Annotated in this window: 12 protein-coding genes; all 12 read left to right on the forward strand. The window is 52.4% G+C overall.

What is annotated here, in order from left to right; all coding sequences use genetic code 11:
* Positions 1–309: 309 nt before the first annotated feature.
* The 12 genes from RSE16_00795 to RSE16_00850 all read left to right on the forward strand — a co-directional run bounded on the left by RSE16_00795 (position 310) and on the right by RSE16_00850 (position 15,546).
* Positions 310–825 (forward strand): DUF3489 domain-containing protein, encoded by a 516-nt coding sequence (locus RSE16_00795; GenBank protein WRH76044.1) that lies wholly within the window; start codon positions 310–312, stop codon positions 823–825.
* Positions 826–1,030: 205 nt separating this feature from the next.
* On the forward strand, positions 1,031–2,188 hold the full coding sequence (locus RSE16_00800) for a site-specific integrase (GenBank protein WRH76045.1): 1,158 nt from the start codon (positions 1,031–1,033) through the stop codon (positions 2,186–2,188).
* A gap of 160 nt (positions 2,189–2,348) precedes the next feature.
* Entirely contained in the window at positions 2,349–2,582 is a 234-nt protein-coding gene (locus RSE16_00805; GenBank protein WRH76046.1) for a hypothetical protein, read from the forward strand.
* Between the two features lie 52 nt (positions 2,583–2,634).
* Positions 2,635–7,002 (forward strand): RHS repeat-associated core domain-containing protein, encoded by a 4,368-nt coding sequence (locus tag RSE16_00810; protein ID WRH76047.1) that lies wholly within the window; start codon positions 2,635–2,637, stop codon positions 7,000–7,002.
* A gap of 2 nt (positions 7,003–7,004) precedes the next feature.
* Positions 7,005–7,391, forward strand: coding sequence for a hypothetical protein (locus RSE16_00815; GenBank protein WRH76048.1), 387 nt, complete (start codon positions 7,005–7,007; stop codon positions 7,389–7,391).
* A 534-nt stretch (positions 7,392–7,925) separates the two neighbouring features.
* A complete protein-coding gene (locus RSE16_00820) occupies positions 7,926–8,147 on the forward strand; it encodes a TrbC/VirB2 family protein (GenBank protein WRH76049.1) in 222 nt (73 codons plus the stop codon).
* 59 nt (positions 8,148–8,206) lie between these two features.
* Complete coding sequence (locus RSE16_00825) at positions 8,207–8,410, forward strand: tyrosine-type recombinase/integrase (GenBank protein ID WRH77386.1); 204 nt, start codon at positions 8,207–8,209, stop codon at positions 8,408–8,410.
* A 160-nt stretch (positions 8,411–8,570) separates the two neighbouring features.
* The gene (locus RSE16_00830; protein WRH76050.1) at positions 8,571–8,804 is read left to right on the forward strand and encodes a hypothetical protein; all 234 of its coding nucleotides are present in this window, start codon (positions 8,571–8,573) and stop codon (positions 8,802–8,804) included.
* A 44-nt stretch (positions 8,805–8,848) separates the two neighbouring features.
* A complete protein-coding gene (locus RSE16_00835) occupies positions 8,849–13,300 on the forward strand; it encodes an RHS repeat-associated core domain-containing protein (GenBank protein ID WRH76051.1) in 4,452 nt (1,483 codons plus the stop codon).
* Positions 13,293–13,682, forward strand: a complete 390-nt coding sequence (locus RSE16_00840; GenBank protein WRH76052.1) for a hypothetical protein — start codon at positions 13,293–13,295, stop codon at positions 13,680–13,682. Before RSE16_00835 ends, RSE16_00840 begins: the two co-directional genes overlap by 8 nt.
* Positions 13,683–13,888: 206 nt before the next feature.
* Positions 13,889–15,223 carry an RHS repeat-associated core domain-containing protein gene (locus RSE16_00845; protein ID WRH76053.1) on the forward strand — a complete coding sequence of 445 codons (1,335 nt, stop codon included), beginning with the start codon at positions 13,889–13,891 and terminating at the stop codon, positions 15,221–15,223.
* Positions 15,220–15,546 carry a hypothetical protein gene (locus tag RSE16_00850; GenBank protein ID WRH76054.1) on the forward strand — a complete coding sequence of 109 codons (327 nt, stop codon included), beginning with the start codon at positions 15,220–15,222 and terminating at the stop codon, positions 15,544–15,546. Before RSE16_00845 ends, RSE16_00850 begins: the two co-directional genes overlap by 4 nt.
* Positions 15,547–15,631 lie beyond the last annotated feature (85 nt).

Consider the following 15,631-nt stretch of genomic DNA (forward strand, 5'->3'; position numbering starts at 1 on the left):
CTTCAGGTTATGAGCGGTGTTTTTCCACTTTAGATCAATCACTTATTTTTACGATAACCTTCGCTATCACCCGACTATATGGGCGTCAATCGTATATTTCGATTTAGCAAATTTGCGATGATTTTAGCTGCGGTTTTCTCCCTCTTGCTTCCTATGTGATTCCGAAACTCTGCAGAATGATTGCCCGTAAGCTGCGACAATCATCCGAATCATGTCGCAAAGGCATGGTCAAGGGAGCTGGGCTCATTAGAGTCGTTGACTGTCTAAAACCTCTATCGCACGCGTCACCTACGCGATGGAGTGTCCGGAATGACAAGATTCCAATTATCTGAACCCCAGCAACTCATCCTCAGATCTGCCTGTGAGCGACCTGATGGCTACATCTTTCCGGTTGAGCACTCATTCAAAGGCGGAGCCATTGGCAATGTTTGCAAAAGCCTTCTTGCCCGCGGCCTGATAGAAGAGATTTGCTGCGCTGCACCCGATGTCATCTGGCGCTATGATGAAGCCCTTGGGCCTTTGACGTTAAAGGCCACTCCCCTCGCCTACTCAGCCTTAGGTTTACGCAATGATGAAGCGCAGCTTCTCAGGACGACCGTAGCTTCTCCCTACCCCCTTCCAAAGGCGAACAGGACGGAACAGCTTATCGAACTGCTGCGTCAGCCCAGCGGTGCATCAGTGGCAGAAATTCATAGTATGACGGGTTGGCAACCGCATTCCATTCGCGGTCTGATTTCAGGCACTTTGAAAAAGAGGATGAAGCTGTCTGTGCGGACAATTCGGCAGGATGGCGCTGGATGCCGATACCAGTTAACGGACCTCTGATTCGGCACACCGGCTAGAAATCGAACCTGGAGATCCACGCCAAATTACGCGTCTTTTCGAATTACTATTATATTTCTGTAAGTTAGTTGACTTAACCAAGAGTGCTGAGCACCTATGATTTTGCGGGTTTGCTCCCTTATCGTTCGGCCGCCAACGAACACCTAGGCCCCAACCCCGCGAAGCAAAATTCAACTATGGGGCTTCTATGTCCAAACTTACTAAACGCATAATCGAAGCTGCAGAGCCAAGTTCAAAGGAGCTCTACATTTGGGATAAGGCTTTGCCAGGATTTGGCCTGCGCGTGATGCCGTCAGGTCGAAAAAGCTTCGTTGTACAATATCGAGCCGGACGGCGATCTAGGAGGATAACGCTTGGCTCTGCGGCAGTCATCACGCCGGAACAGGCGAGGACCAGAGCGATCGCAATTATTTCAGAAGCACGCTCAGGCAAAGATCCAGCAGCCGACCGGGATACTGAGCGCAAAGCCATGCTTGTCATCGAGCTCGCTCAACGGTTTGATGAGCAACATATTGCCATTCGGATAAAGGAAAGCACGGCGCGGGAATACCGCCGCAATCTTCGCCGGTTTATTCTACCCGCCATAGGTCGCATGAAGGTTACAGAGGTCACACGCGCTGACGTTGCAAAGTTCCATCACGACCTCAGGCACATCCCCTATCAGGCGAATCGCTGCCTCGAGATCATATCCAAGATGTTCAATCTCGCAGAGGTCTGGGGATTGAGGGCAGATGGCAGCAACCCGAGGCGCCACCTCCAGAAATACCCCGAAAAGAAACGCGAGCGCTACTTAAGCCCAGCAGAATTAAAACGGGTTGGAGAGGTTTTGCGGGAAGTGGAAGATGAGGGCCGCGAATTGACCTCGGCGGTGCTGGCTATCCGTTTGCTGATCTACACCGGCTGCAGGTTGAGCGAGGTCACTAAGCTAAAATGGGAATATGTAGACCTAGAGGGTTCAGCCCTTCACCTGCCTGATTCAAAAACCGGAGCCAAGACTGTTCATATTGGACGGCCGGCAGTCGAGTTGCTTGAGAACGCACCCGTGATCGTTGGCAACCCTTGGGTGATTACTGGCAAGATTGAAGGCGGACGCCTGACCGATCTTCAGCCTTTTTGGCAGCGGATCCGCGCGCGCGCCGGCCTGCACGATGTGCGCATCCATGATTTACGCCACACATTTGCATCAACAGCCGTCGGCGCGGGACAAAGCCTACCAATGATAGGAGCACTTTTGGGACACACGCAGGTTCAAACGACTGCGAGATATGCCCACCTTGCTTCCGCCCCAGTCAAAGGAGCTGCTGAAATTATTAGCGATCTGTTGGAACGGGCTCTGACAGATTGATGCAATCTGAGATTCATTTTTCACATGACGTGATTTATGCTTCTGAAAAACTTATGAATATCTGGCCAAATAACATCGATTAAATGATTTTTTATTTGAATGTTGACGGTTGATTGCGATTGAGATTGTTTCCCTTCCCGGGTGGTAGGGGGATCTCGCTATGACATTTTCAACCTTGGGCAGGCTTGCACTCACATTTGGCATGGTTGCCAGCGCGACCGTTGCTGATGCGGCCGAAACAATCACTTATAAATATGACGCCAAGGGACGCCTGATCGAGGTCAAACGAACAGGCACGGTCAACAACAACGTCACCACAACATACAGCCATGACAAGGCTGACAATCGCAAGAATCTAACGACCACCGGATCGCCCAACGCACCGCCGCCCTGATCGGCTATCAGCCAAACTCAATTCAATATCTCGAAATCGACGGAGAAAAACGATGCTGAATTCGCGGCAGGGGACTTTTTGCACGCGTGATATGTTGCGTCTGGTGATGCTATCGAGCACTGTTATTGCTAGCGGTTTGGTGACGCCTGCCTTTGCGCAAAGCGGGCCCGGGTCAATCGCGCCGCCTCCCGTCCGCCGCGTCGTCGACGACAATGGCGTCGACGTCATTCGCGGTACGTTCAATGTGCGCACGCCAGCGATCGCAATCGGCAACGGCGATACCGGCCTTTCGTTCCAATCCGAAAACATGGGCGAAGGCTATTACAGTCTGATGCGTGCGGGGATCGTGCAGAATGGATCTACCTATATCGTCACTGTAGGGGGCGTGAGCGATAGCTTCACCCTGTCCGGCGGCATCTTTACGCCGACCGAAACCAATGGCGCGACGCTGACGCAGAGCAGCGTCAATCTGACCTATACCTCGCGCAACGGGACCGTGGTCAACCTTCTCCAAAATACCAGCGGTTCGTCCTATTGGGATGCGGGCTATGCCCGCGTCACCTCAATAGTGGCGCCGAACGGAACAAAAACCGACTTTACTTATAAAGTTGTGACTTATTGTCCAGGCGGACTCGAAAGTGGGATCTGTCCTTCAGGCAACAAAAATGCGCTTCGGTTGCAATCAGTTACCAACACCAACGGATACCAACTGAAATTCACTTACCAGTCGAACACGCTCAACGATCTCGTAGTAGGACAATCCTATGATGAATGGTCGAAAGTCACCAATGTCCGAACGATCAACAATGCGGTCGAATATTGCAATCCGGCGGCGGATAGCTGCACTTTCACCAACAGCTGGTCGTCGCTGACATATGGAAGCAATGCTGCGGGTGCCACCGTCACCGACCCGCTCAATCGAGTTACCACTTACACACAGGCGGTGAACGGAGCGGGGATCGTCACCAGTCGCGGCGTACGCAGGCCCGGCGCGTCGAGCGACAATGTCACCGCGACATTCGCGCTGTTTGGCATGTTCTATCGTGTCTCTTCCGTCACCAATGAAGGCGTAACCTTTAACTACAACTACAGCGATGTAGGCTCGCAGCGCACCACCACCGTTACCGATCCCAATGGTGGGGTGCGGACCTATGTGGGCGATATCAACACCTTCCGCCTGCTATCCTATAAGGACGAACTCAACCGGACTACAAGCTACACCTATGATGCCAGCAACCGGCTGAGCCGTATCTCCGCGCCCGAGGGCAATTATGTCGAATACAACTATGATGCGCGCGGCAATGTGACGACCACGACCAATGTCGCAAAGGTAGGATCGGGCTTTGCCAACATCGTTACATCAGCTGCTTTCCCGGCGAGCTGTACCAACCAGAAGATCTGCAATCAGCCGACGAGCACAACCGATGCGAAGGGGTTTGTTACCGATTATACCTATGACGCGACTCATGGCGGTGTGTTGACGGTCACTGCGCCTGCAGCCACCGCTGGCGGAACGCGTCCGCAGACGCGGTATACATATGGCACAAGGCAGGCCTATTACCGCAATAGCGCGAATTCAATCGTTGCTTCTGGCCAGAACCACAATCTCGTCACTCAAGTGTCAGCATGCCAGACCGGCACGAGTTGCCCCAGCACGGCCGATGAGGTCCGCACGACGGTCAATTGGGGGCCGCAGGCCACGGGCACCCCCAATAACCTCAATCCCGCCTCGGTCGGTTCGGGTTCGGGCAACGGATTCCTCACGGCAACAAATGCATATACATTTGACAATGTCGGAAACCTGTTGACGATCGATGGGCCGCTCAGCGGAACAACCGATACAACGCGCGCTCGTTACGATGCCGCCCGCCAGGTTGTCGGCGTAGTTGGCCCCGATCCCGATGGCGCGGGCGCACGCAAGCATCTCGCTAAACGCCTGACCTACAATCTCGATGGTCAGGTGACCAATCAGGAACTGGGCAACGTGAACAGCCAGTCAGATGCCGATTGGAACGCAATGACCGTATCGCAAAATGTGGTTACTTCCTATAACAGCAACGCCCGCCCCGTGAAATCGGAACTCAAATCGGGCGCGACTACCTATGCCGTCAGGCAAAGCGATTATGACGGCCTTGGCCGCGTCAAGTGCACTGTCACCCGCACGGACAGCGCACAATGGGCCAGCCAGACCGACGCCTGCACGCCGCAAACGAGCAATGTGACAACAGGCCCTGACCGGGTGGCCAAGCGCATCTACAATGCCGCAAGCGAAGTGACCCAAGTGCAAACCGCAGTCGGCACCGCCGATCAGGCGAATGAGGCAAGCAGCACCTATAGCAATAACGGCAAGCTACTTACGCTGACTGATGCCGAAAACAACCGCACCACATATGAGTATGACGGGTTCGACAGGACGACGAAAATCCGCTACCCCAATGGCGCACAAGGATCGCAGGTAAGTTCGAACGCCGATTTTGAGCAGATGGTCTACGATGCCAACAGCAATGTCACCCAGCGACGCCTGCGCGACGGTCAGCTGCACAATTTCACCTATGACAATCTCAACCGCGTGACGCTGAAGGATTTGCCCGGCAGCGAACCCGATGTCAGCTATAACTACGATCTGATGAGCCGCGTGATCCATATCAGCCAGACGGGCAATACGCTCGGCTTTGCCTATGACGCATTAAGCCGCAATACCCAGCAATCGGGTCCGCTCGGCAATTTGAATTACAGCTATGATGTCGCAGGGCGCCGGCTCAGCACGCAATATCCTGGCAGCACGGCGCTGACGGTGAATTACGATTATGATGTAACCGGTAAGATAACCACGATCCGAGAAAATGGCGCCACCTCGGGCGTCGGCGTGCTTGCAAGCTATGCCTATGACAATCTCGGCCGACGCACTTCGGTGACGCGCGGCAATGGGACAGTGACGAGCTATACATTCGATCCGGTCTCGCGGCTGTCCGCGTTGACGCAGGATTTGGCAGGCACGGCGCACGATCTGACCGTGAATGGGATCGGCTACAATGCCGCAAGCCAGATCACCTCGCAGACACGATCGAACGACAGCTATGCCTGGAATGGCCATTATAATGTGAACCGAAACTATGCGGTGAACGGTCTCAACCAGATGACGGCGGCAGGCGCGACGGCGTTGGGCTATGATGGCAGAGGCAATCTGACCACTTCAGGTGCGAACAGCTACACATACTCATCGGAGAATCTGTTGAAGACCGGCCCTTCGAGTGCGACGCTGGATTATGATCCGGCGAAGCGTCTGTATCAAACGGTGGGGTCCGGGGTGACGACGCGGTTCCAATATGACGGGCAGAGCCTGGTTGCCGAATATAACGGTTCGAACACGCTGCTGCGCCGCTATGTGCACGGCCCCGGTGTTGACGAACCGGTTGTCTGGTATGAAGGCAGCGTGCTGAACGACCGGCGGTGGCTGCACGCCGATGAGCGTGGGACGATCGTGGCGCTGAGCAACGGCAGCGGCACGTCCATCGCCATCAATAAATATGACGAATATGGCATTCCGGCCTCGACCAATGTGGGCAGGTTCAGCTATACGGGACAGACTTGGCTGCCGGAGATCGGCATGTATCATTACAAGGCACGTATCTACTCACCGACGCTTGGCCGATTGCTGCAGACCGACCCCATCGGCTATGGTGACGGGATGAACCTGTATAATTATGTTGGGTCTGACCCGGTCAATGCCGCGGATCCGACCGGCCTTTGTTCCCCTCGGACCGGAACTTTGATCTGCAGGAAGAACCGAGAGGGCGGGGGCGGCAATAGCGGTGGTTCTGGGGGAGGTGGCGCGACCGCAGGTGGCTCGAGCAGCGGCGCAAGCGCGGGCGGCGCAGCTGGGACTAACGCACTGATCACAGTAACGGCAAGCAGGCAGCCGAACAGCGCGTCTTTGGTCAGTACAAATCTCAACACCCTATCTCTTGTCGGTGCAATCGGCTCGGCCACCGAGCCTCCCATTGTGGTTACCGCATCGCGAGCTAGAAATGTTGCCATTAATGCGCCCTATGTCGATCACTATTATTTTGGCGGCGGCGCGCCGCTTGATCTGAGTGATATTGGCCAAGGAACTATATTTGAAAAAGATGGCAGTGTAGTTAGAGCACTGAGGACACTGAAGAATAAGTTGATAGCAAAAGCTAATGGAAAAGATGGTATTTTTGAAGATACTTCCCCGGCAGATCTGACAAATAACATATTTTCCATTGGAAACACGACAATACTAGGAAAAATGTTCTGTCAATCTGGATGCAGTTTCCAATTCAGACTTATTGATCGATTTGAAGATGTTTTAGATATATATGATAGTTTTCCAGGAAATCAGGAAGCTGGCGGAACACCATATAATATTACTTATACGTTTTATAGAGAAAACTAGAAATGACCAATGTTTATCAAATCAAACGTTTATCATTTGTAATATTTTGCTTCTTTCTATCTTCATGTAGTAAAGATTATATTAGCAATGACATAAAAATAGTAAATCTTCATGGAGATAACAAAGCTATTTTAGTCAGAAAAGACGGGAAGAATTTCGATGATTTTTTGGTTCAAGACAATGTGACTTTACATTGTAAAATTGGCAATAGTGTTTTTGGATTCCGTGAAATACCAGATAACATTAAAAATTCAGAGTCTATATTTCATGATGAAATAGAATATTATAAAAATAATACTGGAGCATTTAAAATAAATATCAAGGAAAAAAAAGTTTATTTTGAATCTGAAAAGACTAAAAATGATATTCACGACATATGCGAACGGTGATATGTTGACCTTTGCATTAGGGTAAATTATTTTAGGGAACGTGGCGCTCATGATTCCTTCCAGGCTCTCAGTCTGGTGGTGCGGCGCCATCTGGTTTGTGATACCAACAATCAAAACAAGTAAACGCGCCCCATGACAACAAGCGTTAGCTATGGCGGCAAGGGCAATTAAAAACCTCGATCGCGCTGCGAGCGGCGCCACGCAAAGCGAACACCGCCTAGCTATAGCAAGCTGCTCAGCGGGCGGTTGTGACAGATTCTAGTATTATCAGAAATCAATGTGATTTTCACGAAAATAGAGTGCGTGCCAGCACCATAAGATCGCCATTTATACTATATTCTTCCGACAATTCATTTAATATTTCTGTATTTTTTTAAATTGTTTATATGAAATAATTGCCTAGAAGTTATATCGACAGGAGTCGGAATGGGATCTGTACGTCCATCTATACGAACGAGTTTGGCGCTTTGCTTTGTGCCCATCTCCACCAGTACCTTCGCCCAGGATCTGTAGACCGATCCGCAAGGTTCTGGTGTGATTGTGAACGCGATGCGCTGGATGCAAGGAACCTTGCTGGGAACGGTGGCGACCGTGGTTGCGGTGATCGCGATTGCCTCGGTCGGTTTGCTGATGCTGACCGGGCGGATCAACTGGCGGCATGGCGGCGTGGTAATATTGGGCTGTTCCATCCTATTTGGTGCTGCGAGCATTGTGGCGGGTATCCAGTCTGCGGCGACGCTGTCGGGCGGCGGCTGAGGCGGTGGCGCGACTGGAGCAGGATCGGCTGTTCGTGGCGCTGACGCGCGCGCGCCGGCCTGCACGATGTGCGCATCCATGATTTACGCCACACATTTGCATCAACAGCCGTCGGCGCGGGACAAAGCCTACCAATGATAGGAGCACTTTTGGGACACACGCAGGTTCAAACGACTGCGAGATATGCCCACCTTGCTTCCGCCCCAGTCAAAGGAGCTGCTGAAATTATTAGCGATCTGTTGGAACGGGCTCTGACAGATTGATGCAATCTGAGATTCATTTTTCACATGACGTGATTTATGCTTCTGAAAAACTTATGAATATCTGGCCAAATAACATCGATTAAATGATTTTTTATTTGAATGTTGACGGTTGATTGCGATTGAGATTGTTTCCCTTCCCGGGTGGTAGGGGGATCTCGCTATGACATTTTCAACCTTGGGCAGGCTTGCACTCACATTTGGCATGGTTGCCAGCGCGACCGTTGCTGATGCGGCCGAAACAATCACTTATAAATATGACGCCAAGGGACGCCTGATCGAGGTCAAACGAACAGGCACAGTCAACAACAACGTCACCACAACATACAGCCATGACAAGGCTGACAATCGCAAGAATCTAACGACCACCGGATCGCCCAACGCACCGCCGCCCTGACATCTTTTTCGCAGGAAACGGTTCGCAATTGGGGAGGGTTGGTCATGCAGCGGTATCTTGGAATAGTTTTTGGCGCGGCAATTGCATTTTTGTCGCTCGCTCCGCAGCAGGTTAAGGCACAACAGGCCGCTGTCCTGAACGCGCCATCGTCCGAAAAGATCGCCGTAACCTCCGGCGGGGTCGATATCCGCACCGGACGCTATGCTTATGAGAAGACCGATGTATCTATTGGTGGCGGTGGCGCGACGGTGTCTGTTGAACGAACCATGCCGACGCCGGTTCTGGGTCACGTCGCGCCAATGGGCAATTTTTCCCACAATTGGGATATATTCCTGTCGATCAAATCATCGTTGGCCGAGCAGTATAATGCGTTCGACTATCTCGCCAATGTGAGCTTTGGCGGACGTTCGCAGACCTTTGAAAAACTTTACCTGCAAGACTCCAGCTTTCGCCAGAAATCGCAAAACGACTTCACTAGGCTGGTGGAGACCCCAGCAGGCGGCGGTAATTCGACTTTTACCTACACAGCGACCGATGGGACCGTGGCAGTGTTTTTGCCAATCTTTGTTCCCAATAGCCCTGGTGGTTATAGCAATGCGCAGGTCTCTTATGTGATTGAACCGGACGGGACCCGATACGATTTCGAATATGACAGTTCAGGTCTTCGAAGCGTAACCAGTTCACGCGGCTATGCGGCATTATTCGAATATGCAGGTGGCAGCCAAGTCACTAAAACCTGCCTCATTAATCTGGGCACAACCGCCAAACCGGCCAACAATATTTGCCCCGCGTCGCCACCACAGGCTGCGACCTATGGCTATTCGGGTAGCTTCATGACCAGTGCGACTGGACCCGACAACCAAATAGACGTTTTTGCTTACACAAATGTGCAGCCCGGTGTCAGTTTCCAAATGGCTTTCACCAAGCCGGGGCAATCGACGCCTTGGCTGACGAATAACAACATATATGACTTTACGACTGATGGCCTGACCTATCCGATTGTGACGGCGCAGAATTTTGCTGATGGTTCCAGTTTTTCCTATTTTTATGACTATACGCCTCAAACCGATAACGGGAGCGGCGGCTTTGCAGGCTACCAGTCGGTTGCTGGGGGGGCCTACATTAACGCCCTTAATCAAACGACCGAGGTTAGATATGATTTTCCCGCAACGCCCAATTCATTCAAACCTCCGCGCGTCGTTATCGGTGCAAATGGAGAGCCTTCGTTTCCGCCAGTCAACCTGGGCGACATTGTTTATCAGGTAACGCCAGGGCCGGCACGCATTGTCGATGCTCTTGGGCGGACAACGACGCAAGATTACTGTGATGCTAATGCGATGGCGAATCTGCCATCGAACGAGTTTAACCGCTGCCTCGTTCGGGACCTTCAATTCTCCATCGATCCCGAAGGCAACAAGGTCCAACTCAAATATGGCGTCAATAACAATGTCACTGAAATTCGGCGCATTGCAAAGGCCGGCTCGGGTCTTGCCGATACGGTCGAGACGGCGACATATGACACTACGGCGTGTATCAACTACCAACTGAAAATTTGTGGCAAACCCCTGACGGTCACCGACGCCAAGGGCATCGTCACCGATTACACTTGGTCAGCCACCCATGGTGGCATGTTGACTGAAACCCGCGCTGCTCCATCCGCTGGTGCGGACCGCCCGCAGAAACGCTACACTTATACCCAGCTTTACGCCTGGTATCGCAACAGCGCAGGAACGGTTATCCAATCACCCTATCCGGTCTGGCTGCTTACGCAGATATCGGAGTGCAAGAGCGGGGTAGCCCCGGCTTGCGTTGGCACCGCGAATGAAACCCGCACGACCATAGCCTATCAAACGGGCAATGCGACCACGCCAAGCAACCTGCTCCCCATATCGCGCACCGTGGCGTCGGGCGATGGGTCGCTATCAGCGGTAACCACATGGACCTATGACACGCTGGGCAACAAGCTGACCGAGGATGGCCCGCTGTCTGGCACAGCCGATACTACGCGCTGGGTATATGACACCCGCCGCCGTGTAATCGGCATAATCGCGCCAGACCCTGATGGCGCAGGAGCTCTGTTGTTCCGCGCAACGCGCAACACTTATGATGCTGCAGGGCGGATGACCAAGGTTGAGCAGGGCACGACAACCAACAACAGCGCCACCGCACTTTCCACCTTTGCCCCGATCCAGACGGTTGAGACCGCATATGACCAGCTCGATCGCAAAATCCGCGAATGGACCTATGGCACCACGGGCGGCACGCAAACGATGACGCAGATGAGCTATGATCTGGCGGGCCGCCTGGAATGCACAGCGGTGCGGATGAACCCGGCTATCTATACCAGCCTGCCCGCTAGCGCCTGCACTTTGGGCACCGTCGGTGCATCGGGAGAGCAAGACCGGATTACCAAGCTGACCTATGATGCTGCAGGCCAGTTGATCAAAACCACCCTCGCCTTTGGTACTGCCGATCAGGCCGATGACCAGAGCAACACTTATACGAATAACGGCAAGCTCGCCACGGTCACCGATGGTGAGAACAACACCACCACTTTTGAATATGACGGTCATGACCGTTTGCTGAAGACCCGCTATCCCGTGGCAGCGCTGGGTGCGCTGGCCAGCTCGACGACCGATTATGAGCAGCTGACTTACGACAGCAATGACAATGTGACGCAACGCCGCTTGCGCGACGGACAGTCGGTCAACTTCACTTATGATGCGCTGAACCGACAGACGGCAAAGGACGTGCCCAATATCGTTGCTGGCGAATATGATACCACCGCGACCTACGACAATTTCGACCGCCCTTTGGTGGTGAACGATACGGCTTCGAACAGCGTGGGCCACCTCTATGATGCGCTGGGGCGGATGACGCGTCAGTCGAGCCCCAATGGCAATATCGATCTGCAATATGACATTATCGGCCGTCTGACGCGGGTGACTCATCCGGATGCGGTGTTCTTCACTTATGTCTACAACACCAGCGACCTGACGACGATCCAGCAGGGGACGGCTAGCAACCTTGTTGCCTACACTTACGACAATCTGGGCCGCCGCACCAATCTGGCACGGGGCGCCAGCGTGAGCAGTACGCCAATCGGTTATGATCCGGTGGGGCGTCTGGCAAGCTATACGCAGAACCTGAACGGCACGGCGAACGACCTGACGGTGAGTGGCATCACCTATAACGCCGCAAGCCAGCTGACGGGGATCACGCGGACCAATGCGACCGATCTTTATGCCTGGACGGGGCATTACAACATCAACCGCGCTTATGGCACCAACGGTCTCAACCAGCTCACCAGTGCGGGTGCGACCGCGCTGGGCTATGATGGTCGGGGCAATCTGACCAGCTCTGGCAGCAGCGCTTATAGCTACACCTCGGAAAACCGGCTTGCGACCGCGCCGGGTGGCGTGACGCTTTATTATGACCCCACAGGCCGCCTCTCCCGGCTGACGCAGGGGGCGAACACAACGAAGTTCGAACACCTGGGCCCAAGGCTGGTGATCGAGCGCAATGCGGCAGGGACGATCCTGCGGCGCTATGTCCATGGTCCGGGCGACGATGAGCCGGTGGTGTGGTATGAAGGCGCTGGCACTGCTGCTGCCAATCTGCGCTATCTGCACACCGACGAACGCGGTTCTGTGATCGCGGTCACCAACAGCAGCGGCACGAGCATCGCGACGATCAAATATGATGAATATGGCATCCCGCAAGCCAATGCCGCGCTGACCTCTGCGGCGGCGGGGCGGTTCCTCTACACCGGCCAGGCCTATATCCCCGAACTGGGGCTCTATTATTACAAGGCCCGCTTCTACTCCCCCACCCTCGGCCGGTTCATGCAGACTGATCCTATTGGTTACAAGGATGGGGTTAACTGGTATAACTATGTCGATAGTGATCCGATTAATCAGCGGGATCCGACTGGCTTATGGACCTGTGCAAAAGGTTCCGAGGCGCAGTGTAAATTTTTCTCGGAAACACTCAAAAAAGCTAAAGTAACGGCCAAAAATATTAAGAACGCAGCGAAGAGAGCTAGGGTGCTACGAGCCCTTGCTGCGTATGGCACCGAAGGCGTTGCAAATAATGTCGTAGTGAAATCTGGGTCAGCACGACTTATGTCTGTTGACCTTGTAAAAGGTAAATCCTTGGTAACTGTAAACTCTGCTCTCGTAGGCGGTGCGACGAATTGTGGCGGAAAATCATGCGAGTCTGCTGTGGCGCATGAAGGTGCTCATGTTTATGACCATAAAAGAGGTGCGGCCGCTGGAAGTGCGAGCACTCCGCAGCAAAGATATGATACCGAATACAGAGGCGCTCGTGCCGAACAGGCTATGGACCAAGTTCAAGGGCAATCCGCAGGAAATCGCCCACTCTGGAAGCCGGGCATGTCCGAGAACGCTCAAGTTGAGGCCGCACGATACGATGCTTATAATAAAGTTGACCCCGAAGACAGAAGCAAAATTAACGCGGGAAGCCCTGATGACTAAAAGCTTTATTGCCTTAATTATTTCATTTGCAGCGGTTGGCTGCCATGAAAGAGACATCTCATCAATATGCAAATACCAAGGCAAAAAAGCAAATTTCACTGCTGCAGCTTATTTATATCAGATTGGGCCCGACTACTTAGCTGCTTTCGATCCGAAATGCCCTGATTTTCAGTTAGAGGTTACGGATGTTAGCTCGAAAAGCCTTCAAGAGTTGAATATGATTGAGGCGCAAGGGTATTCTGGGAACTCTAAGAGATTTAATGTAAAAGTCACTTATGAAGATGCGAACGGAAAGATCATTCAAAAAGTACAGCTTAAGGAAGAGGTTAGAGGGCTAATCGGTGTAAAGTTTGTTGGTGAGGAGCCGCCCCCATTGCGCTGATCGCTTTTCGAATTACGGCGTGTTGCAACGCCACCTTCCACCCGCTCCCTATAGCTCTTTGACACCATGAATATCCCAGCGACCTGACGACGATCCAGCAGGGGACGGCTAGCAACCTTGTTGCCTACACTTACGACAATCTGGGCCGCCGCACCAATCTGGCACGGGGCGCCAGCGTGAGCAGTACGCCAATCGGTTATGATCCGGTGGGGCGTCTGGCAAGCTATACGCAGAACCTGAACGGCACGGCGAACGACCTGACGGTGAGTGGCATCACCTATAACGCCGCAAGCCAGCTGACGGGGATCACGCGGACCAATGCGACCGATCTTTATGCCTGGACGGGGCATTACAACATCAACCGCGCTTATGGCACCAACGGTCTCAACCAGCTCACCAGTGCGGGTGCGACCGCGCTGGGCTACGATGGTCGGGGCAATCTGACCAGCTCTGGCAGCAGCGCTTATAGCTACACCTCGGAAAACCGGCTTGCGACCGCGCCAGGCGGGGTGTCGCTTTATTATGATCCCACAGGCCGCCTCTCCCGGCTGACGCAGGGGGCGAACACCACGAAGTTCGAACATCTGGGCCCAAGGCTGGTGATCGAGCGCAATTCGGCAGGGACGATCCTGCGGCGCTATGTCCATGGCCCGGGCGATGATGAGCCTGTGGCATGGTATGAGGGATCGGGCACCGCCGCCGCTGCGCTGCGTTACCTGCATACCGATGAGCGCGGCAGCGTGATCGCGGTGACCAACTCGACCGGTGCGAGCATCGCAACCAACAGATATGACGAATATGGCATCCCGCAATCGAGCGTGGGCACACTCGCGCCCGGCACCAGCGGACGGTTTATGTATACCGGTCAGGCATGGATCCCGGAGGTGGGGCTCTATTATTACAAAGCGCGGTTCTACTCCCCCACGCTAGGACGGTTCATGCAGACCGATCCCATCGGTTACAAGGATGGCATTAACTGGTATGCTTATGTGGATAATGATCCGGTCAACAAGACTGATCCGGATGGACAAGAGGCGGCAAATTATTCGCTCACCGGTAAAGGGCCTGAGCTAGACTATGAAGGTGGTGAGAGCGCTATAAAAGCCGTTGGAGATTTTTTTGTTGGTGACCTTGTCGCGGCTGTGCAGAATCCCACAGCAGCAAACTTAGCCGTCGCAGGCATGTCTTTGATCCCTGCGGGGAAAGGTTTCACAATTGCTAATGGTATCTTCAAGGGAGTAAAGCTTTCAGAAGCGAAAAGGCTAGTGGGGCTTTGGGACAAAGGCAGCTTTCCAAGCTTGAGAGCGAGCTTCCAGCATCATTTCGGCAAGCATGGCGCGGGAATGAACTTTGCGAAATATCTTCGAAAGGCGGAGAATTTCAACAAAAACGGCACTCGGAAGTACGCCGACTACGATGGGAGTGGGTCAACAAAATGGATTCGAAGCAATGGCGAGACCTTGTACGAAAACAAAGATGGGAAAATAGTGAGTTATATTCCTGTAAAAGAACCTCCAACAGGTAGCAGGATTTCAAGATGATGGATGTGAATTCCAAATTACAAGAAATTGAAAATCTTTTGAATAAAATTCAAATAAACTATACTAACTCCATGAGTGAAAGTGAAGAAATTTTATTTCATCTAGCAACAATTAGGATTGAAATAGATCTTCCTGGAATTATATATAGATTTGTGAGAAATTTTGATAAAAAAGATTTGCTCATAGATTTAAAAAAATGCAAAAATCATCTTGATAATTCTTTGAAAGAGGACAAATTAAGAAGCAAAAATAAAGAAATAATTAGACTATATAAAGATATAGATTTATTAATTCAATATATGATATTGAAATCAATTCCGTAAATATCAACATTATTTTATTTTCATATAAACAAATCCCCAAATGCAAGACGATTTGAGCAATATTAATCTCTTGGATTTTCAATGG

Origin of the sequence: Sphingobium sp., from assembly GCA_035196065.1 — a bacterium.
Classification (GTDB): Bacteria; Pseudomonadota; Alphaproteobacteria; order Sphingomonadales; family Sphingomonadaceae; genus Sphingorhabdus_B; species Sphingorhabdus_B rara.